This window comes from Flavivirga algicola (assembly GCF_012910715.1).
In the GTDB taxonomy this organism is placed as follows: domain Bacteria; phylum Bacteroidota; class Bacteroidia; order Flavobacteriales; family Flavobacteriaceae; genus Flavivirga; species Flavivirga algicola.
Genome location: NZ_JABBHF010000007.1, coordinates 123,977 through 146,034 on the forward strand (window position 1 = coordinate 123,977; position 22,058 = coordinate 146,034).

A 22,058-nucleotide genomic window follows, 5' to 3' on the forward strand; every position below is an offset into this window, starting at 1 on the left:
CTAGTGGCGAAAAAAGAAACATACAAAATCATATTATCTGGAGGAGGTACTGGAGGGCATATTTATCCTGCTATAGCTATAGCAAATGAGTTAAAATCTCGTTTTCCTGATGCGAAGTTTCTGTTTGTGGGAGCTAATGATAGAATGGAAATGGAGAAAGTGCCACAAGCTGGGTATGATATTAAAGGGCTTTGGATTTCTGGAATTCAGCGTAAACTAAGTTTAAAAAACCTAGCATTTCCTTTTAAGCTTATAAGTAGTTTATGGAATGCGCAAAAGATCGTAAAATCGTTTAAGCCAGATATCGCTATTGGAACGGGAGGATTCGCTAGTGGGCCTTTGTTGTATGTAGCAGCACTAAATAGGGTTCCCAGTTTAATACAGGAGCAGAATTCGTATCCTGGAATTACGAATAAGTTACTGTCAAAAAAGGCAGAAAGAATATGTGTAGCTTATGATGGATTGGAGCGTTTTTTTCCGAAAGAAAAAATTATAAAAACAGGTAACCCTGTACGTCGGGATTTGCTAAATGTAGATAGTAAAGCGGTTGAGGCTAAAGAGTTTTTCAACTTGAAACATGGAAAATATACGCTCTTAATTTTGGGGGGTAGTTTGGGGGCTAGAAGGATAAACGAATTGATAGAGAATAAACTGGATTTTTTAAATACGCTAAATGTGCAGGTTATATGGCAATGTGGAAAGTTGTATTATCAGCAGTATAAAATTTATAATAATACAAAGCATGTGCAGGTATTTGAATTTTTAAACCGTATGGATTATGCTTATGCTGCAGCTGATATGGTTATTTCAAGAGCTGGAGCTAGTTCGGTTTCAGAGTTGTGTATTGTAGGTAAGCCAGTCGTTTTTATCCCATCCCCAAATGTAGCTGAAGACCATCAGACAAAAAATGCTATGGCAATGGTAAATAATGATGCAGCCATGATAATAAAAGAAGCAGATTTGGATGTGGATTTTGAAAACAAGTTTTCACAACTCGTGGCATCACATGAAAAACAAAAAGAATTAGGTGTCAATATAAAAAAAATGGCATTGGAAAATGCTACATCTCAGATAGCAGACGAAGTAGAAAAGCTTCTGGCAAATGATAATATAAATTGATCTCTGTCAATGCAGAAATGACGAAAATGAACTTAAATAACATACATAACATCTATTTTGTTGGCATAGGGGGCGTCGGGATGAGTGCTTTGGCGCGTTATTTTCATGCCAATAATAAATGTGTGGCAGGCTACGATAAAACTCAAACCGACATAACGAATGGTTTGCTGGTTTTAGGTATAGAGGTTCATTTTGAAGATTCGGTAGATAATATTCCAGCTTCTTTTTTAGATGTCGAAAAAACACTTGTTGTTTATACGCCAGCGATTCCTAATAGTCATTCGGAATTGACATATTTTAACACGAATGCCTATAAGGTTTTAAAACGTTCGCAAATTCTGGGACTGATAACAGAAAATACATTTTGCTTAGCTGTAGCGGGAACTCATGGAAAAACGACAACGACGAGTATTTTGGGGCATTTAATGAATAAATGTGATGTGCCTTTAACAGCTTTTTTAGGAGGAATTAGTGAGAACTATAACTCCAATTTAATATTGAATGGCACAGAGGTTTCGGTTGTGGAGGCAGATGAGTTCGATCGTTCCTTTCTAACATTGTCTCCAGATATGGCATGTATTACATCTATGGATGCAGATCATTTAGATATTTATGGAGATGCTTCAGAATTAAAAAAAACATTTGAAGATTTTTCAAAAAGATTAAAACCTAATGGGAAATTGTTTGTTAGAAATGGTTTGCCGCTAGAAGGTGTTACGTATGGTATAGAAGATAATTCGGATTATGCGATTCAAAATATAAAAGTAGAAAATGGTACTTATGTTTTTGATGTGAAAACTCCAAAAACAGTACTTGAGGATTTACGATTTAATTTACCGGGCAGACATAATTTATTGAATGCTTTAATAGCTATGGCTATGGCTTTGGAGTATGGCTGTTCTAGTAAGCAGCTTATAGAGGCGTTAGAATCTTTTAAAGGTGTTAAACGTCGATTTACCTATCATATAAAAACTGAAAATCTTGTTTTTATTGATGATTATGCCCATCATCCTGAAGAGATTAATGCAGTACATCAGGCAGTTAGGGAAATGTACCCAGATGAAAAAGTATTGGCCATTTTTCAACCGCATTTGTACAGTCGGACACGTGATTTCATAGAAGGTTTTGCAGAAAGTTTATCCCAGTTTGATGAATTGCTGTTATTGGATATTTATCCAGCCAGAGAGCTGCCTATAGAAGGTGTGACTTCAGCTTGGTTGCTAAGTAAAATAAATAATGAAAATAAGCAGTTGGTAAACAAAAAAGAGTTGTTGCCAGCGATACATAATAGTGCTGCTAAAATTATATTAACCATTGGGGCAGGCGATATAGGAGAACAAGTAAAACGTATTAAAAAAGAATTCAATATTGCGAGTTAATTGGAATTACATAAAGATGTTTGTCTTATTGGTACTAGTGGCTTTTTTGTTTGCTTTTGCATCACAAAAAAATGCGCAGAGAAAAGTATCAAGCCCTCATGTGAGGTTTATTGGAGAGAATAATCTGTTTGTATCAAACGAAACTGTTAGTAAATTGTTAATACAAAAATATGGAGGTGTTAAAAATGTACCTAAAGAAACTTTAGATTTGAATGAGCTAGAAAATGCCCTAAAATCTAACCCAATGATAAAAACAGCAGAAGTGTATGTTGCTGTAAATGGTACACTTAATGCTGAAATTGAACAAAAGGTACCTATAGCACGAGTGAGTACAAACGCGTCTTATTATATTGATGATGAAGGTTCTTATATGCCATTATCTACTAATTATTCAGCTAGAGTACCATTAGTTACTGGTTATGTAGAAAAAAATAATTTAAAAAACATTCATAAAGTTGCCAGTAAAATTACTCGTGATGAGTTTTTAAAAAAGAATGTTATAGAAATTCATCAAAGTATCGATAAGGTTGTTTACTTAAAATTAAGACAATGCAACTTTATAGTGCAATTAGGTGACGTGAATTTTTTAAATAAAAAGATCAATAATTTAAAAGCGTTTTATCAAAAAAACCTAAAAGAAAAAACACTTAATAATTACAGTAAAGTCAATTTGCAGTTTGACAACCAAGTAGTGTGTACCAAAATATAAGGCATGGAGTATAATTTAGCAGTAGGATTAGACATAGGAACCACAAAGATTGTGGCAATGATTGGTCGTAAAAATGAATACGGTAAAGTTGAAATTTTAGGAATAGGTAAATCTAAAAGTTTAGGGGTACATCGCGGTGTTGTAAATAATATTACCCAAACGATACAATCCATACAACAAGCCGTTCAAGAAGCAGAAGTTTCCTCTGAAATGAAAATTGAAGGTGTTACTGTTGGTATTGCTGGGCAACACATAAGAAGCTTACAGCACAGTGATTATATAACAAGACCTAATTCAGAAAATGTTATCGATGATGAAGATATCGATAGATTGATAAATCAAGTACATAAACTCGTCATGCTACCAGGAGAGGAAATTATCCATGTATTGCCTCAGGAGTATAAAGTAGATGGTCAAGCAGAAATTAAGGAGCCAATAGGTATGTATGGTGGGCGTTTGGAGGCTAATTTTCATGTGGTTGTTGGTCAGGTATCTTCTATAAGAAATATAGGACGCTGTGTGCAAAGTGCTGGTTTAAATTTAGAAGGTATTACGTTGGAGCCGCTAGCCTCAGCAAATGCAGTTCTAAGTCAAGAAGAAAAAGAAGCTGGTGTGGCACTTATTGATATCGGTGGGGGTACCACAGATTTAGCCATTTTTAGAGATGGTATTATCCGCCATACAGCAGTGATTCCTTTTGGAGGAAATGTGATTACTGAAGATATAAAGGAAGGCTGTTCTATTATTGAAAAACAGGCTGAGTTGTTAAAGATAAAATTTGGTTCTGCATGGCCAGGAGAAAATAAAGATAACGAAATAGTGTCTATACCAGGTTTGAGAGGAAGAGAACCCAAAGAGATTACATTAAAAAACCTGTCAAAAATAATTCATGCACGTGTTGTTGAGATTGTTGAACAGGTGTATGTCGAAATTAAAAATTACGGACACGAAGAACAGAAGAAAAAATTAATTGCCGGTATTGTATTAACAGGTGGTGGTAGTCAGTTAAAACATTTAAAACAATTGGTAGAGTATATAACAGGTATGGACACTAGAATAGGGTATCCAAATGAGCATTTGGCAGGTGATAGTGATGGTGATATTACGAGTCCATTGTATGCTACGGCCGTAGGATTGGTTTTAGATGGTTTGAAACGCCAGGAAAGAAAGAAGTTGGAACAACAAAATGAAATTGAGGTAAAAGCTGAAGAAGAAAAACCAGCTGAAGAAATTAAAGAACAACCAGTAAAGGAACGCCGTTCTTTTCTAGATAAGCTAACCGATCGTGTTAAAGATTTTTTAGATAACGCAGAGTAAGAAACCTAATAAAATTGTCTGATAGATAATTTTAAAGAAGCAGCCTAATGGCATAGAGATAATAATATTCATTGAATTAAAAATAAAGTATAAAACCTCAGTAAAATAGAATTTATGAGCAGCAAAGAAGAATTCGAAAGCATTGCATTTGACCTTCCTAAAAACCAGTCAAATGTTATTAAAGTTATTGGTGTTGGAGGAGGAGGCAGCAATGCCATTAATCACATGTTCCAACAAGGTATTAAAGGTGTTGATTTTTACATATGTAATACCGATGCACAAGCACTTCAAAACAGTGGTGTGCCTAACAAAATCCAATTAGGGGTTAATTTAACCGAAGGGTTAGGTGCAGGAGCAAATCCAGATATAGGAGAGCAATCAGCCGTTGAAAGTTTTGATGAAATTTCACGAATGTTAGACTCTAATACCAAAATGGTATTTATCACCGCTGGTATGGGTGGTGGAACAGGAACTGGGGCTGCTCCTATTATTGCTAAAATGGCTAGAGAATTAGACATTTTAACAGTAGGTATTGTAACCATGCCATTTCAATTTGAAGGGAGAATGCGTATCGAACAGTCTCAAAAAGGAATTGAGAAATTAAGAGATGTTGTAGATTCGTTAATTGTAATAAATAATAATAAACTTCGTGAGGTTTATGGAAATCTTGGTTTTAAAGCAGGATTCTCTAAAGCAGACGAAGTGCTATCAACTGCTGCTCGTGGTATAGCCGAAGTTATTACACACCATTACACACAAAACATCGATTTACGAGATGCTAAAACAGTATTAAGTAACAGTGGAACTGCTATTATGGGATCTGCTTTGGCTTCAGGACAAAATCGTGCTCAGGATGCTATCCGTAAAGCTTTAGACTCCCCATTATTAAACGATAATAAAATTACAGGCGCAAAGAATGTGCTGTTGTTAATTGTTTCAGGTTCTCAAGAAATTACTATTGATGAGATTGGAGAAATTAATGATCATATTCAGACCGAAGCAGGCCATGGCGCCAATATTATTATGGGGGTTGGTGAAGATGAAGCATTGGAAGAGTCTATTGCAGTTACTATTATTGCTACAGGGTTTAACCTAGAACAACAAGACGAAATTTCTAATACAGAAACTAAAAAAGTAGTGCATTCACTTAGTGAAGACCAAGACTTAAACCCCAAAGAAAAAGATCCGGTAATTATTGCTCCAACAATAGAACTGGAAGAAAAAAAAGAAGCGCCTATAGTGCGTCATACCTTGGATTTGGAAGCGGAAGAAGAAGGACTTAGTAATTTAGAAAAGAGTTTTATTAATAAACAAAAACTTGCTAAACCAACTAAAGATATAGATTTAATACCAACCTCAGAACTTATAAAAAATATTGATGTAGTATATGATGAGGTAAAGGCAGATTTTGAAGAAGAGGAAGATTTTATTATCAAACCAGTTACAAGAATGTCTGACGATGTTGAAGATATTACCGATGTAGAAATTATTTCAGATTATATTGAAGAAGAGCAACAAATTACTTTAACTTTTGATTTGCCACTTTCATCAAATGATGTTGACAAAGAGGAGACTGAAGAGAAGGAAGATGTTATTTCACATCAATTAATGGCGGATGAGGATATTAAAGAAATACCAGTTAATGATTATGTTGAGCTTATAACGGTAACAGAAACTAATGAAGAGGGTGATGTTCGTTATGCATTGGATGATTATGTTGAGGTAGAATCTTCAATGAATAAAAAGCAACCAGTATCTAATGAAGCTGTAGAAGAAATAGATAATGATATTGTGTTTGAAAAAAAGACCTCTCAGGAGCCTACTCCAAAAGAAGAAGCCGAAGAAAAAGTAGATCCGATGAATACGCCTATTTCTGAGCTGCTTAAAGAACGTGCAGAAGAGCGTAGACGAAAAATGAAGGATTTTAATTATAAATTCAACAATGCAAAAATAGATGATATAGAAAAGGTGCCAGCTTATAAACGTCAAGGTGTAAACTTAGATGAGGCTAAGCATTCTTCGGAAACAGATATGTCTAGAACCAGTATTGGGTTGGATGATAATGATGATATTCAATTAAGAAGCAATAATTCGTTTTTACACGATAATGTAGATTAATAGTACACTGGCCTTACTTTGTTATGAACCCGAAAAGTGTCCCTCAACTTTTCGGGTTTTTATTTATTAAAATTTTGTCATTCCCTTCAAGGAGGGAATCTTTTTTTCTTATTATCTTCGCGTTTAAATTAGAATTACAATGAGTTTACAAAAAGATGTTATGTCTGCTTTAAAAGAAGCAATGAAAGCTAAAGATCAAACAGCTTTAACGGCTTTGCGAGCTGTGAAATCTGCTATTTTGTTAGCGCAAACAGAAAGTGGTGCTAAAGAAGATTTAACAGAAGAACAAGAACTTAAAATACTCCAAAAACAAGTAAAACAACGTAAGGATAGTGCAGCTGTTTATATAGAGCAAGGACGAGAAGACTTGGCTGCACCAGAATTGGCAGAAGCCGATGTTATTGCGCAATTTTTGCCAGAAGCCTTAACCGAAGAGGAAATTGAAAAAGTGGTTGTTATGACTATTGATAAAATAGGAGCTGAAGGTATGAAAGATATGGGTAAAGTTATGGGGATTGTTAGTAAAGAGTTGGCTGGACAAGCAGATGGAAAAACGATTTCTAATATAGTGAGACATAAGTTATCATAAATTAACAGGACCAATTATGATGACTAATTTGTCATTCCGAACGAAGTATGAGGAGGAATCTCATAATCATAAGATTTCTCAAGTTTATCTTGAGTACACTTCGATTCCTCTCAGCATAAACTAAAGTCAAATGTTTCATGCTTTGCTTTGTCGAAATGACAACTAATAAAAAAATTAAAAGATCCCTGCCTACGCAGGGATGTAAGGCTGCGTAGTTCAACTGGATAGAATATCAGATTTCGGCTCTGAGGGTTGGGGGTTCGAATCCCTCCGCGGTCACTAGAATACATTCAATTAAATTCGTTACCCCGTAGTTTGTAGGAACTACGGGGTTTTTGTTTTCAGTTGATTTCGAAACAATTCGTTTAATGTCATTTTTTTGTTCCACCAATATTTCACTAAAAATCATATGTTTCACCAAAAGAAAAAACTATGGGTACAACACTAAAATTTTACATTAATGAAAACAAAAAAAGTATTATCGACAGTCGTTACCCAATGTACCTCAGAATTGTACATGAAAGAAAAAAATCTGAAGGCAGAATTAGAGCGACACCGATAAGTGAACATGATATTCGAGACCATTTATTAAGTAGAAATAAATTGTAGATTATAATAACCATACAAGCTACCAATGATTTCTACACCAACCACATAATCCCCAGTGTTGATAAAGCACCTGGAATCAAAAGGAACTATATGATAATCCATTAATCATTTTAGTAGCTTTTTAAAGTACAGTGGACTGGAGTATTTAAATATTAGAGATTTTAAGAGAATGCATGCGTCCCAATTTGTAGATTATTTAAAAACCCCGTATCAGAATTAAATAAAATTGGATTAAATGGGCAATCCGTGAATAGTATAGTTAAGAATATAAAAACCAGTCTTCAATAAATTACTATTAGAAGAAAAAATAATGATCAATCCGTTTTTAGGAGTTAAAACCCCATTTAAACGTACAGAAAAACCTAGGTTAAGTAATAAGCAGTTTAAAAAGATAGTCAAACTTGATTTGGAAGAGAGTCCAACTTTGGAAGTGTATCGTGATATATTTTTGTTTCTGTGTTATACTGGATTTAGTTATTGTGATACATTGGATATTAGGTATAACGATATAACTTCGGGATTTTTAAAAATTCATAGAAAAAGTCTAAAGTACGTACAAATTGGATTAGATACCGAATATACTATCGTTAGAAAAGCTAATACTTATAATGAGGTCATTCGATTAGAAACTCAATCAAGAATCCCAATCCAGTGTCCCCAAAACGAGATAATACCTATTTCGTAGCATTAAGTTTAGGTTTGGTAATCCCGTTTATCTTTTTTTGCGTTTTATTTTTCTTAGATTTAAAGTCAATGTTAAGGATGATATTGTATCTCAAAACCCCAAAAGACCTGTTAATGAAGAGATATCATACGTTAAAGATAATAAACTTATAACCAGTATCGTAGATAGGTCGGTTTTATCTGAAGTATTTAGAGTACAAAGAACTAATATAGATCATCACCTTAGAGACGAGTCGTCTGATACTTTAGAAACAGGGAAAGTTATTTATGTAATAACATCAACAATAAAAGGAGAAGGAAAACATATACCGCTACAAATTTAGCCTTGTCTTACTTGGGATTAAACAAAAAGGTTATACTTATTGAGGCAGATTTTAGAAACCCTCAAATTCATTTTTGTTTTAATTTTTCAAGAGCAAAAAAGGATTGTCTTGTTTTTTGAATGAAGAAGAGGTTGATTATAAAGATTTGATAATGGATTATAAATGGTTCAAAATTAGAGATTTTATTGTCTGGTAACTTACAGCCTAATCCTGCGAAACTAATTTCAAATGGTAGGTTTGAACTGTTATTAAGCAAATTAAAAAGAGAGTATGATTGTATTATAGTAGATACAGCACCAACCATTTAGTTACAGATATGGTGTTAATTGCTTCATTTTCAGACACGACACTATACATTGTTCGTTCGCGTTTTACGGATAAAAAATTATTAAATTTCTCTAATAAGCTGGTAAATACCAGTTACCGTTATAAACGTTTTAGAGCCAAACAGAAGGTATGGCTACAATTATGATTATGGTAGTAATAATGTCAAGAGGTCATTGTTGGCCAAATACTTCACTAAATAAGTGTTGATAAAATAAAAGAATAACCTTTTTCTTTTATCTCTTTTTTCATCAATTAAGTTGATTTTTTGTAGCTTAAAAGCCTCTTTTAAGTAATCTTTTTTTTATTAAAAAATGCATTTTGTCGTATTTTATTTGCGTTTAATCGATAAAAAATGTAAAATTGCACATAATTGTAAGAAAGTACAATTTAAATTGTATAAAAATACTCATTATATACAGATGAAAAATAACCAACTTACCCAAAAAGGCAATAGTTTTAAGTTATTGATTTTTATAACTTTTCTATGTTCCATTAATTTCATAAATGGACAATCATGCACTATTAATGCAGGTTTAAACCAAACCATATGTGCAAATGATGTATTTCAATTAGATGGGAATACACCAGACACTTATATGGTTGCTCCATCCTGGAAACAAATTTCGGGACCTTCGGTAATCATAAGTGACCCGACTATTGATGATCCTATTATTACAGGAGCCATTCCTGGTAATTCATATGAGTTTGAACTTAGTGCCACTTGTTTTAATGGTGATGAACCTGTTCAAACAGTCATTATAACAGTACAGCCCATAACGATTGCAGATGCGGGTTTTGACGTAACATCATGTCCGGATAGTAGCGGCTCTATAGTAATAAATGGAAACACACCAATAAATTCGGGAGAAACTGGGCAATGGACCATAGAAGGCAGTAACAATGCAGGTGTTGTTATAAATCAACCCAACTCTGCGACGTCTACAATTAATCTACCTGAGACCAGTGCAGGAACTACTACATTACGTTGGACGATTACGGGACTTGATTATGCGCCAAGTCAATTCTGTGAATCGTTTGATGAGGTAATAATAACAAATTATGGAGGGACGTCTCCAGTTGATGCAGGATCAGATCAAACACTCAATAGCTGTTATACTGTAAGCCGTTCTACAAATTTAAATGCAAGTTTTGGAGGAAACGGTTTAAGCGGACAGCAAGGTACATGGTCGTTTGTAAGTGGGCCATCAACCCCAACTTTTGGAAATGTTAATAGTAATACATCATCAGTCAGTAATTTAATTGAAGGCGTTTATGTGTTTAGATGGGATGTTGTTGGTTCATGTGTTTCAGGAAGTGATACGGTAACTATTACGGTGGCACCAGCAACTCAGGACGTTACTGTAGCATTTATATCAAATGATAACCAGCGTTTTTGTGATCCGTCGATTACGCAAACAACGCTAGTGGGATCAGTACCAGATTTCACCAATGAAACAGTACTTTGGGAACAAATTGACCCTGGAACAGGAAACGTTATAACTCCTCCAACAGTTACTATTGTCGCCCCAACCAACAGTACTACACAGGTAACAGGATTAAGTTCTCCAACGGCTTACAGATTTAGATATACTATTGAAAATACAGTCACTGGTTGTACAACCAGTGATATTGTAAATGTAAGATATAACGTGAATCCCGTTAGTATTATTGTGAATTCGGGTAACGATATAACAGGTACCTGTGGAGATACTTCCATTCCTGTTCCCTATACGTCAACCAGTGGTAACAGAACAGAATACAGTATTATAAGTGGTCCTTCAGCTTCAGTTTTAACTTTTCCAACCTCCTATGTTAATTTAGGAGGCAGTAATAATGGAACAGCAAACATCAATAGTTTTGATGTCGCTGGGATATATACTGTGAATTTTAGGCGAAGAAGGTTAGGTAATCTTTTATTGAGTTGTGATGAGGCTAATGATGCTATCAATATCTACATATCTACGGCACCAGCGGGAGCAAATGCAGGTTCAGACCAGACTTTTACATGTGGTCAGGTCAATGGAAATTTGGCAGGTAGCGCTGTGGGTTTAGGAGAAACATCTATATGGTCTTTAGTTAGTGGGCCGGATGGCATGACAAATAGTATTATTGGCGATCGATATGCACAAAATTCATCACTTACAGGTTTGATACCAGGAGTTTATGAGTTTAGTTATACCGTATCGGCCGGGCCGGATTGTCCAATTTCAACCGACATCACAGAGGTAACGGTGACACCGGTAAGTAATTTACCTATAGATGCAGGTGTTAATCAGTTAGTTTGTTTCAATGCGCCTGTACAATTAGCAGCCGACTCGCTTTTAGACAGTCAAATAGGAACCTGGTCAGCATCAGATCCAGGAATAACATTTTCAGATGTTAACGATCCCAATGCGATTGCAGAAGGGTTTACAACACCTGATGCCACAGTTGGTAATGGCAATGCCTATACCTTAACATGGACGGTTGATGAACGGACCGGGTTCCCGGATTGTGGCGCAGCAGAAGTAGATACAGTCATTATAGAAACGTTGTTGGATGGATCGCCTACTACAGCAGATGCTGGAGCAGATCTTTGTTTTGCCACAGGTACCAGTACAATTCCCAATTTAGCAGCTAATGCCCTTGGAGCAGGAGAAGAAGGCACCTGGACCCAGTTATCAGGACCAAATACAGCAAGTTTTACTAATCCGAATAGTCCAACATCAGAAGTTACAGGACTTATTGATGGGCAATACGTGTTTACATGGACCATTTCATATACAGCTCCTGCACCAAATGCATGTCCGCCTACTTCAGATGATGTAGAAGTTGTAGTTGCAGATACGGCAACAACAATTAGTGCCGGTACAAATCAAACATTATGTTTAGCGCCTGGATTATTATCTTTTACAATGAATGCCGATGACCCTGCACCATTTGGAGGCGTGGGAACCTGGAATTTAGTTTCGGGCTTAACAGGTTTCACAGTGGACGATATAAATAGTCCAACAGCTACCTTTAGTAACCTACTGGATGGTTCTTATGTTTTCGAATGGATAATTTCTTATGGTAACTGTACAACGTCTAATACGTCCGATCAGGTGACCATTGAAGTCGGTATTCCGCCTACACCGGCAGTGATTCAGGGAGTTAACCCACAAACAATTTGTGCCGCAACGAATACAACAATTACAGCCGATCCTTTAATAAATCTGGGTATAGAAACTGGAACCTGGACGGTAGTTTCAGGGCCTAATACGCCAACAATAAATGATCCGAGTAGTAACTCAATAAATGTTACGGGTTTAATTACAGGAACTTATGTGTTTAGGTGGACAACCGTAAGTGGTTCTCCGCTTTGTCCAACATCAGCAGCAGATATTAATGTAGATGTTTTTGCACCGTCATCAGCTGGTTCAGATCAACAACTTTGCGAAGTAAATAGTGTTTTTTTGGAAGCTACCGAAGGAACTACAGGAACCTGGAGTATTGTTTCTGTTGATGGCGATACGACCCCAGGTGTGATAGCACCATATACACCAACCCAATCACCCAGTAACGGTAACACAGCGAATGCTCCGGTAGATCCAGGCTCTGTATATGTATTTGAGTTTACAACAGATTACCCGACTCTGGCATGTAATAATAGCGATCAAGTGACCATAACTGTGAGTAGTGGTCCTAGTGAAGATGCATTGGCGGGGCCGGATCAGGAAATTTGTATGGACGATCCCACTACAGGAGCGAATACCACGGTGTCTTTAACCTCAGGTAATGCAAGTATTCCTGTAGATGTAACCTCAGAATGGCGATTGCTGTCCCAGCCAGGAGGTGCTACAGTAGGTTTTACAACACCTAATAATAGTACCACAACCGATGTTACTGGTTTAACAGTGCCTGGCGTATATATTATAGAATTAAATTTTCAATCAAACTCCTGTATTGATAATGCAGATATCGTTAGAATAGAAGTGTTTCAAGCACCGACTCCAATTAATGCAGGGCCAGATCAAACCAATGCCTGCCAATTAGATTTCCTTACGGCAGCAACACCGCCTACCGTAGGCATAGGAACCTGGACGATAACAAGTCATCCGGTAGGTTCTTCTAATACAGCAACAATTGACAATCCAAATAACCCAGCTACGAGTCTATCAGATATAGAATTAGGAACCTATGAATTAACCTGGACGGTATCCAATGGCCCTTTTGCTTCAGGACCATGTTCCCCGCAAATGGATACAGTAGAAATAACATTTACAGATAATCCACCGTCACAAGCCATGGCTGGTCCCGATCAGGATTTATGTGATGAAACAGAAACATTTTTAAGTGCAACACCTTTGAGTTCCGGAACAGGAACCTGGTCACAAACAGGAGGTAACCTGGCAACAATTGCAGCAGCCAATAATCCGAATAGTTTAGTATTAGGACTTTCTGCTGGTATATATGAATTTACATGGACTGCCACTGGAGGGGGATGTACATCCGACGATGTCGTACAAATCATCATTCATGCAGATCCTGTAAGTGCAGAAGCTGGGGCCAATCAATCATTACCTGAATTCTCTTCTGTGACTTTAGGCGCAACATCACCACCAGTAGGATCAGGAGTTTGGATACAGCTTTCCGGGCCAACCTCTGTTGGTTTTGTTAACGATACAGACCCAGGAACAGCAGTAACAGGTACTACTGTTGGTACCTATGTTTTTGAATGGACTGTTAGTAGCGGAAATTGTAATATGGCCGCAGATCAGGTTACAGTGACGATAAATCCTATATCCGATCTGGAACTAACAAAAAGTGTATTATCTTCCAGTGTTAACGCAGGAGATGTGGTAACATTTACAGTCGCTATTTTTAATAATGATGCAAGTGCTACTAATTCTGATGCTACAGGTGTTACCGTCGAAGACGTCTTACCCTTAGGATATTCTTTAGTTCCAGGAACGGTATCAAATGGAGGTTCTTTTGACCTGGGGACACAAACTATAACGTGGTCTAACCTGTCCATTGTGAGCGGAACAACACTGAACTTAACATTTGATGCTACGGTTAATGGAACAGGTTCTTATGTAAATACTGCTCAAATTACAGCAAGTGACAATTTAGACCCGGATAGTGATCCTAGCACAGATAGTTCAGTAGATGAAGATGGTGATTTAGACGGTGACGATGATGACGAAGACACCGCATCCGTAACTATACAATCCTCGGATTTGTCTATTCAAAAAGTAGCTAACGTCACTAATGTTAGTATAGGCGATACGGTTATCTTTACATTAACTGTAACAAATTCGGGAGCAGATACCGCCACCAATGTTAGTGTTTCAGATCAATTACCTGTAGGTTTTACCTATCAAAGTGATGACTCAGGCGGTAGCTATAGCTCGGGGACAGGCGTATGGAATGTCGGCAGTGTTACAACAGCAACACCTCGGGTATTAAACATTACAGCTACAGTGAATGCACCAACAGGAGCAGCTAATGAATATCTGAATATAACCGAAATAATAGCAAGCGATCAACACGATCCAGATAGCACACCCAATAATGATGATGGAGACCAAAGTGAAGATGACGAAGACAGTGCTCAGGTCACTCTAGAGTTAGCGGACCTTCAGTTAACGAAAACCGTATTACCAGTTTCTGGTTCTGTGGGAGATACAGTAACATTCTCTCTTTTATTGGAAAACTTTGGGCCTGGAGATGCTACAGGAATAGCTATTGAAGACTTATTGCCTACAGGATTCGAAGTCGTTCCGGGAACCATTTCCGATTCAGGTATTTACGTCGTAGGAAACAAATCTATTGTATGGAATGATCTTTCTTTAAATAATGGACTTTCCAGAACGCTGACTTTCGATGCTACTGTGAATACATCTGGAAATTATACCAATAGTGCACAAATAACAGCCAGTGACCTGGATGATCCCGATAGTGATCCAGCTACAGACGAAACTGTGGATGAAGATGGAGACTTGGATGGTGATGATGATGATGAAGATACAGTAACTTTTACAATATTACAATCCGACCTATCCTTGACCAAGGGCGTACAGAACGCCGTTACGGTCCTACCACCTAATATCGGTGATGTGATAACCTTTGAAGTCACGATAAGCAATGGCGGCCCAGACAATGCCACGGGCATATCGGTATCTGATATCGTCCCATCGAGCTATGGCAACATCACCAATATCAGTAATGGCGGGGCGTTGATAGGGAGCACTATAAACTGGGGTGGCCTATCCGTAAACAACGGAGGAAGCCTGACGTTGACCTACGATGTAGAAGTGCTGGCCCCAACAGGCGCGGGAAGTGAGTACTTAAATATTGCAGAGATCACTGGTAGTGACCAGTTCGATCCAGACAGTACCCCGAACAACGACGATGGCGACCAGAGCGAAGACGATGAGGCGAACTTTACAGTAACGCCCCAACAATCCGATTTAAGTATAGAAAAAGTAGTCAGCAATGAGACGCCAAATGTAGGCGGTACGGTAAGCTTTACGATCACAGTGACCAACTCAGGTCCATCAGATGCTACTGGGGTATCGGTAGCCGATGTGGTACCATCCGGATATAGTGGCATCACCAATATAAGCGTTGGCGGTAGTTTGGGCGGCAGCACGATTACGTGGACGGGCTTAAGCGTCAGCACGACAGTACCAGTGGTATTGAGCTTTGATGCTGTGGTAGATGCCCCAACAGGAACAGCAGGTGAGTATGTAAACCAGGCACGTATCACTGCGAGCGATCAGTACGATCCTGATAGTGACCCGAGTACTGATGAGACAACAGACGATCGAGGAGACGGTATTCCCGATGATGATGAAGACACGGCAAACGTTGTCCCACAATCTTCCGACCTAAGCATAGAAAAGACGATAAACGACACGACACCAGATGTAGGCGATACGGTCACATTTACCCTAACGGTCACCAATGCAGGTCCAGATGCAGCCACTGGCGTATCGATAGAAGATGCCTTACCAAACGGATATACCTTGGTTACGGTCAACGATGGTGGTACAGGCGCTGCAAACACAGCAAGCTGGACAGGGTTGAGTATAGCAGCGAACAACGGGTCTATAAGTGTCACTTACACAGCCACGGTAAACGCACCTGGAGCAGGTGTTGGTTATACGAACGTCGCACAGATCACAGCCAGCGATCAACACGATCCAGACAGTAGTCCGAATAATGACGATGGCGATCAAAGCGAAGATGACGAGGACAGCTTAACCATAGCACCCAATCAGGCAGATTTGTCACTTACAAAAATGGTTGTAGATAGCGATACTACCCCATTAATGGGCTCTGAAATTACATTTGAAATTAGAGTTTTTAATGATGGGCCTCAAAATGCTACGGGTGTTCAGGTAAGAGACCTTTTACCATCAGGATATGACTATGTATTATATAGTTCAACAGCTGGTATATATGATGAAACCACAGGAGTTTGGGATGTTGGTAATGTGATAGCAGGTGGTTCACAAACCCTATTAATAGATGTACTGGTAAATGAAACAGGAGATTACCTTAATATAACAGAAGTGATAGCCTCTGATGTGTTTGATATAGACTCAAATCCTAATAACGATGATGGTGATCAAAGCGAAGATGATGAAGCTAGTGCAGTAACAGCACCAGTACAGCCTATGGCCGACCTGTCATTAACAAAAATAGTAGTAGATGGTGATACCACACCACTAATTGGTACGGAAATTACATTCCAGATTACTGTGACAAATGATGGACCACAAGATGCTACTGGAGTAGAAATTACGGACCTTTTACCATCTGGGTACGACTTTGTATTATTCAGTTCTACAGAAGGATCATATAATGAAAACACTGGCGTATGGACCGTAGGTAATATAGCCAATAGTACCTCGGAGACTTTGTTAATAGATGCTCTGGTTAATCCGACAGGAGATTATTTAAATATTACTCAGATTACAGCTTCAGATGTTTTAGATATCGATTCAACACCAAATAATGATGATGGCGATCAAAGTGAAGATGACGAAGCTAATGCCATCGTAACACCAGTTGCATCGGCTGCCGATTTATCATTGACGAAACGTGTTGTAGATGGAGACGTTAATCCGGTAGTAGGTTCAGAAATTACATTCATCATTACAGTAACAAACGACGGACCAGAAGATGCTACAGGTGTGCAGGTGATCGATTTATTACCATCAGGATTCGACTTTGTATTATTTAGTTCTACTTCGGGAACATACGATGAAACAACTGGAATTTGGAACATAGGAAATATTGCCAATGGTGGTACTGAAACCCTTTTAATTGATGTTTTGGTAAATGGAACAGGCGATTACTTAAATGTTGCAGAAATAACAGCATCAGATATATTAGATCTGGATTCAACACCAAATAACGATGACGGTGACCAAAGCGAAGATGATGAAGCTAATGCCGCAGTGAATCCTGTAGATGCTGTTGCAGATTTATCGATACAAAAAACAGTAGTCGATAATGATATCATGCCTAATGTGGGTGATGAGATTACATTTAGAATTACAGTTAATAACGACGGACCCGATGCGGCTACAGGCGTGGAAGTGATCGACGTTTTACCACATGGGTTTGATTTTATTCTTTATAGTTCTACCTCGGGGACTTATGATGAATCTAGTGGATTGTGGACTGTTGGTACAGTACCAGCTAATGGGTCTCAAACATTATTTATCGATGTGTTGATTAATGACCCAACGGGAACTTCTGGAGAGTACTTTAATGTCGCTCAAATAACAGGAAGTGATGTTTTAGATCCAGATAGTACACCTAATAATGACGATGGTGACCAAAGTGAAGATGATGAAGATGGGATCTTAATCTTAGTAGAAACAGCAGACTTAAGTTTAAACAAATCTGTTAGTGATGCCAATGCGAATGTTGGAGATATTATAATATTTACACTACAAATAGATAATACAGGTGTAAGTGTAGCAACAGGTGTTGCCGTTGAAGATATACTTCCGATAGGTTATAGCAATATATCCAATATTAGCAATGGTGGAGTACTATCTGGTAACACGATTAATTGGACCAACTTAAGTATTCCTTTAACTGGTTTAACGCTTACTTATGAAGCAACCGTAAACATGCCAACGTTGCAAGACGATGAATATTTAAATATAGCTCAAATTACTGCCAGTGATCAGTTTGATCCTAATAGTACACCAAATAATGATGATGGAGACCAAAGTGAAGGTGATGAAAGTGCTGTTAGAATCAATACACCAACGGCAGATATTGCAGTATCAAAAGTGGTGAGTAATGCGAATCCAGCAATAGCCGAAACGATTGTATTCACTATTACAGCAGAAAATATAGGAAGTATGGATGCTACCTCTGTCGAGATTATGGATGCCTTACCGCAAGGTTATGGGTTTATTTCAGCATCAGCATCCTCCGGTACCTATAGCAATAATACGGGCATATGGAACATCCCTTTAATATCGGTTGGAACTACCGAAACATTGGAGATTACAGTTGAAGTTTTAGATATTAATGATTATGAAAACACAGCATCATTGGAGTTTTTAGATCAAATAGATTCTAATGAAAATAACGACACAAGTACCGTATCTATAATACCACAATGTTTAAGAATTTACAACGAGTTTTCACCAAATGGTAACGGTAAAAATGAGGTGTTCTACATAGACTGTATCGCTAATTATCCTAATAACAAACTTCAAATATTTAATAGATGGGGTAATCTGGTTTATTATAAAGAGGGGTATGAAAATAGTTTTGATGGTGTTTCGAACGGAAGAGCCGTGCTAAACAAAAATGAAAAACTACCAGTAGGTACATACTATTACATATTAGACTTAGGAGACGGTATGGAGCCTAGATCAGGGTGGTTATACATAGTCAGATAATTTAAAAATTAAAATAAGACTTTCTAGCAAACATAAAAGAATATAAGATGAGCTTTAAATTAAAAACAATAATGGGTTTTGTTTTAATGTTGAATTTGTTAAAAACACAAGCACAGCAGGACCCGCAGTATACAGACTATATGTTTAATACATTGACTGTAAATTCTGCTTATGCAGGTTCAAGAGGACATTTATCTATAACTGGGTTACATAGAACGCAATGGGTTGGTTTGGATGGTGCGCCAGAAACACAATCCTTTAGTATAGAATCTCCAGTAGGCAAAAATGTAGGACTCGGTTTTTCTGTAATAAATGATAGACTCGGGCCTTCTGATGAGTTTTATTTTGATACCAATTTTTCATACACAATCACACTTTATAATGAAAGTAAGTTTTCTTTTGGAATAAAAGGGGGAGGAAGGATGCTAAATGTAGATTGGTCGAGAGGTTCTTATCAGGAGCAAGAAGACGTTTTTCAACAGAATATAGAGAACAGGTTTTTACCAACGATCGGGGCTGGAGTGTTTTGGCACAATACGAATACCTATGTAGGGTTATCAGTTCCAAATTTTCTAACCAACGAGCATTATGATGGCGTACAAAATGCTGTAGCGGCAGAGCGTTTGCATTACTTCTTAATAGCTGGTAAAGTTTTCGATTTAAGCCCTACAATCAAGTTTAAACCTGCTTTTCTCGGAAAGTTTGTCGTAGGAGCTCCTATTATTGTAGATCTGTCAGCTAATTTCCTGTTTCGGGACGCGCTAAGGTTGGGAATTGCTTACCGCTGGGATGATTCTGTTAGCGGACTCATTGGGTTACAACTATCACCTAAATTAATGCTGGGTTATGCATACGATTACACGACAACCGATTTGCAGAGCTTCAACTCGGGAACTCATGAGATCATGTTGCGTTTTGAATTGAAATCAAAAGAAAAACAATTAAAATCACCACGTTTCTTCTAAAAATATTGAGACATATGAAAACTATAGTTACTATAATAATGTTTTGTGTAATAAGCTTTTCTTTTTCACAAAACGCCGTAAAAAAAGCAGACAGATTATTTGATACCATGTGGTATAAAGAGGCTGCAGTATTGTATGAGTTGGAGCTTAATAAGATAGAACGAAGAAATCAAGGAGGTGATGCCAATCATATCAGTCTTTTAAAGCGTGCTGGTGATGCTTATTTCTTCAATACTGATATGGATAATGCTTACAAATGGTATGATAAATTAGTATCAGGCTTTTACTCTGAAGTTGATGCCGAATATATATTCAGATATGCACATGCGTTAGAAGGTGTTGGGAAATATAGAGAAGCAAAACGTTGGATGAAGGAGTTTTCAAAAAGAACCCACAAAAAAGACAATAGGTCCCCTAAGTTGGATCAGAGAGGGTTAACTGTGGATGATATTTTAGATATTGCACCTAGGTTTACACTTAAAAATGTATCTGTTAATACAAAATACTCAGACTTTGGGCCTATGTATTACAAAGATCAGTTAATTTATGCTTCAGCGGTGGACACGTCATATTATCACACACGAATATACCATTGGAATGAGCAACCGTTTTTAAACATGTATGTAGGTGAGCTTAATGAAATGGAGTCTGACCTTAAACACATCGATCAGTTTTCAAAGCTAATAAACACAAGATATCATGAAGCCACTCTGGCCTTTTCACCAAATCAAAAGAAAGTATATTTCACAAGAAATAATTATAATGGAGATTTAAAAAGAGATAAAGAGGGTACAAATCATTTAAAACTTTATAGTGCAGAATTGTTAAAAGGTGAAGATAGTTTACATACATGGCAAAATATAAAAGAACTACCGTTTAATAGTGATGATTATTCGGTAGGCCATCCAGCTATTAGCAGTGATGGTAAATTACTATATTTTGTATCGGATATGCCAGGTTCAATAGGTGGTACGGATATTTTTGTAGTAGATATATTAGATGATAATAATAAGGATCTTACAGAATACTCAGGATATTCACAACCCCGAAATTTAGGAAAACATATTAACACGCCTGGTCGGGAAATGTTTCCATATATCACAGATAATGCTTTATATTTTGCATCAGATGGATATCTGGGTCTTGGAGGACTGGATGTTTATGAAAGTCGCATCGTAAATAATCATTTTAATGAACCTGAAAATCAGGGAGCTCCATTAAATAGTGAGTTGGACGATTTTGGGTTTATTGTTAATGAAGAAAAAAATAGAGGTTTTGTCTGTTCAAACAGGTTATCCGGAAAGGGAGACGACGATATTTATTCCTTTGTTAGATATCCAAAAGGAGAGGCCTCCTGTTATCAGGCTATTAAAGGCTATATTTCCCATAATATTACAGGAGAACGTATAGCAGGTGTTCATATGTTTTTATTTGATGAGAATGGAAGGGAATTGGAAAAGACAACCACTAACATTAATGGGGGCTATGCGTTTAATACTTCATTAGATTGCTCAACAAAATTTATGATTAAAACAGAAAAAACAGGATATGGTCCTAGGGAAAAAGACGTACTCACACTGTCCAAAAGTGGAGAAACAGTTGTTCCTTTAGGGCTTGAAACGTTAAGCCGTTTAATTGTCGAGGAAGCAGGTGTCTTAAAAATTAAGATAGGCATTATCTACTTTAATTTAGATAAATCTTATATTCGACATGATGCTTCTGTAGAATTGAATAAAATTGTATTGCTGATGATGCAATATCCAAATATGGTCATTAAAATAGAGTCTCATACAGATTCTAGAAATACTGATGCTTACAATTTAGACTTGTCAGATAGAAGAGCCAAATCTACGAGAGATTATATAATTAGTCAGGGAATAGAAGCCAGTCGCATTGAAAGTGCAAAGGGCTATGGTGAATCACAGTTAATTAACGATTGTAAAGATGATGTCAATTGTTCGGAAGAAGTACATCAAGAGAATAGAAGGTCTGAGTTCATTATTATTAAGATGTAATT

Annotated in this window: 12 protein-coding genes and 1 tRNA gene; all 13 read left to right on the top strand. The window is 37.2% G+C overall.

What is annotated here, in order from left to right; genetic code table 11:
- Nucleotides 1-3 precede the first annotated feature (3 nt).
- The 13 genes from murG (at nt 4) to HHX25_RS13170 (ending at nt 22,056) form a co-directional block, all read left to right on the top strand.
- Complete coding sequence (gene murG, locus HHX25_RS13110) at nt 4-1,119, top strand: undecaprenyldiphospho-muramoylpentapeptide beta-N-acetylglucosaminyltransferase (protein ID WP_169674242.1); 1,116 nt, start codon at nt 4-6, stop codon at nt 1,117-1,119.
- 26 nt (nt 1,120-1,145) lie between these two features.
- The gene (gene murC / locus HHX25_RS13115; RefSeq protein ID WP_169674244.1) at nt 1,146-2,498 is read left to right on the top strand and encodes a UDP-N-acetylmuramate--L-alanine ligase; all 1,353 of its coding nucleotides are present in this window, start codon (nt 1,146-1,148) and stop codon (nt 2,496-2,498) included.
- Between the two features lie 16 nt (nt 2,499-2,514).
- Nucleotides 2,515-3,207 (top strand): cell division protein FtsQ/DivIB, encoded by a 693-nt coding sequence (locus tag HHX25_RS13120; RefSeq protein ID WP_317169086.1) that lies wholly within the window; start codon nt 2,515-2,517, stop codon nt 3,205-3,207.
- A gap of 3 nt (nt 3,208-3,210) precedes the next feature.
- Nucleotides 3,211-4,524 (top strand): cell division protein FtsA, encoded by a 1,314-nt coding sequence (ftsA, locus tag HHX25_RS13125; protein WP_169674250.1) that lies wholly within the window; start codon nt 3,211-3,213, stop codon nt 4,522-4,524.
- A 114-nt stretch (nt 4,525-4,638) separates the two neighbouring features.
- Entirely contained in the window at nt 4,639-6,642 is a 2,004-nt protein-coding gene (ftsZ, locus tag HHX25_RS13130; RefSeq protein WP_169674254.1) for a cell division protein FtsZ, read from the top strand.
- Between the two features lie 139 nt (nt 6,643-6,781).
- Nucleotides 6,782-7,231: a GatB/YqeY domain-containing protein gene (locus tag HHX25_RS13135; protein WP_169674256.1), complete on the top strand. Its 450-nt coding sequence runs from the start codon at nt 6,782-6,784 to the stop codon at nt 7,229-7,231.
- A 205-nt stretch (nt 7,232-7,436) separates the two neighbouring features.
- Nucleotides 7,437-7,510: transfer RNA gene (locus HHX25_RS13140), tRNA-Arg, on the top strand.
- 153 nt (nt 7,511-7,663) lie between these two features.
- On the top strand, nt 7,664-7,840 hold the full coding sequence (locus tag HHX25_RS13145) for a hypothetical protein (protein ID WP_169674259.1): 177 nt from the start codon (nt 7,664-7,666) through the stop codon (nt 7,838-7,840).
- Between the two features lie 310 nt (nt 7,841-8,150).
- Nucleotides 8,151-8,525 carry a site-specific integrase gene (locus tag HHX25_RS13150; protein WP_169674264.1) on the top strand — a complete coding sequence of 125 codons (375 nt, stop codon included), beginning with the start codon at nt 8,151-8,153 and terminating at the stop codon, nt 8,523-8,525.
- A gap of 37 nt (nt 8,526-8,562) precedes the next feature.
- Nucleotides 8,563-8,847: a hypothetical protein gene (locus HHX25_RS13155; RefSeq protein ID WP_169674267.1), complete on the top strand. Its 285-nt coding sequence runs from the start codon at nt 8,563-8,565 to the stop codon at nt 8,845-8,847.
- A gap of 746 nt (nt 8,848-9,593) precedes the next feature.
- Nucleotides 9,594-19,076 (top strand): PKD domain-containing protein, encoded by a 9,483-nt coding sequence (locus HHX25_RS13160; protein WP_169674270.1) that lies wholly within the window; start codon nt 9,594-9,596, stop codon nt 19,074-19,076.
- Between the two features lie 47 nt (nt 19,077-19,123).
- Nucleotides 19,124-20,041: a PorP/SprF family type IX secretion system membrane protein gene (locus tag HHX25_RS13165; protein WP_169674273.1), complete on the top strand. Its 918-nt coding sequence runs from the start codon at nt 19,124-19,126 to the stop codon at nt 20,039-20,041.
- Nucleotides 20,042-20,055: 14 nt separating this feature from the next.
- Nucleotides 20,056-22,056, top strand: a complete 2,001-nt coding sequence (locus HHX25_RS13170) for an OmpA family protein (RefSeq protein ID WP_169674277.1) — start codon at nt 20,056-20,058, stop codon at nt 22,054-22,056.
- Nucleotides 22,057-22,058 lie beyond the last annotated feature (2 nt).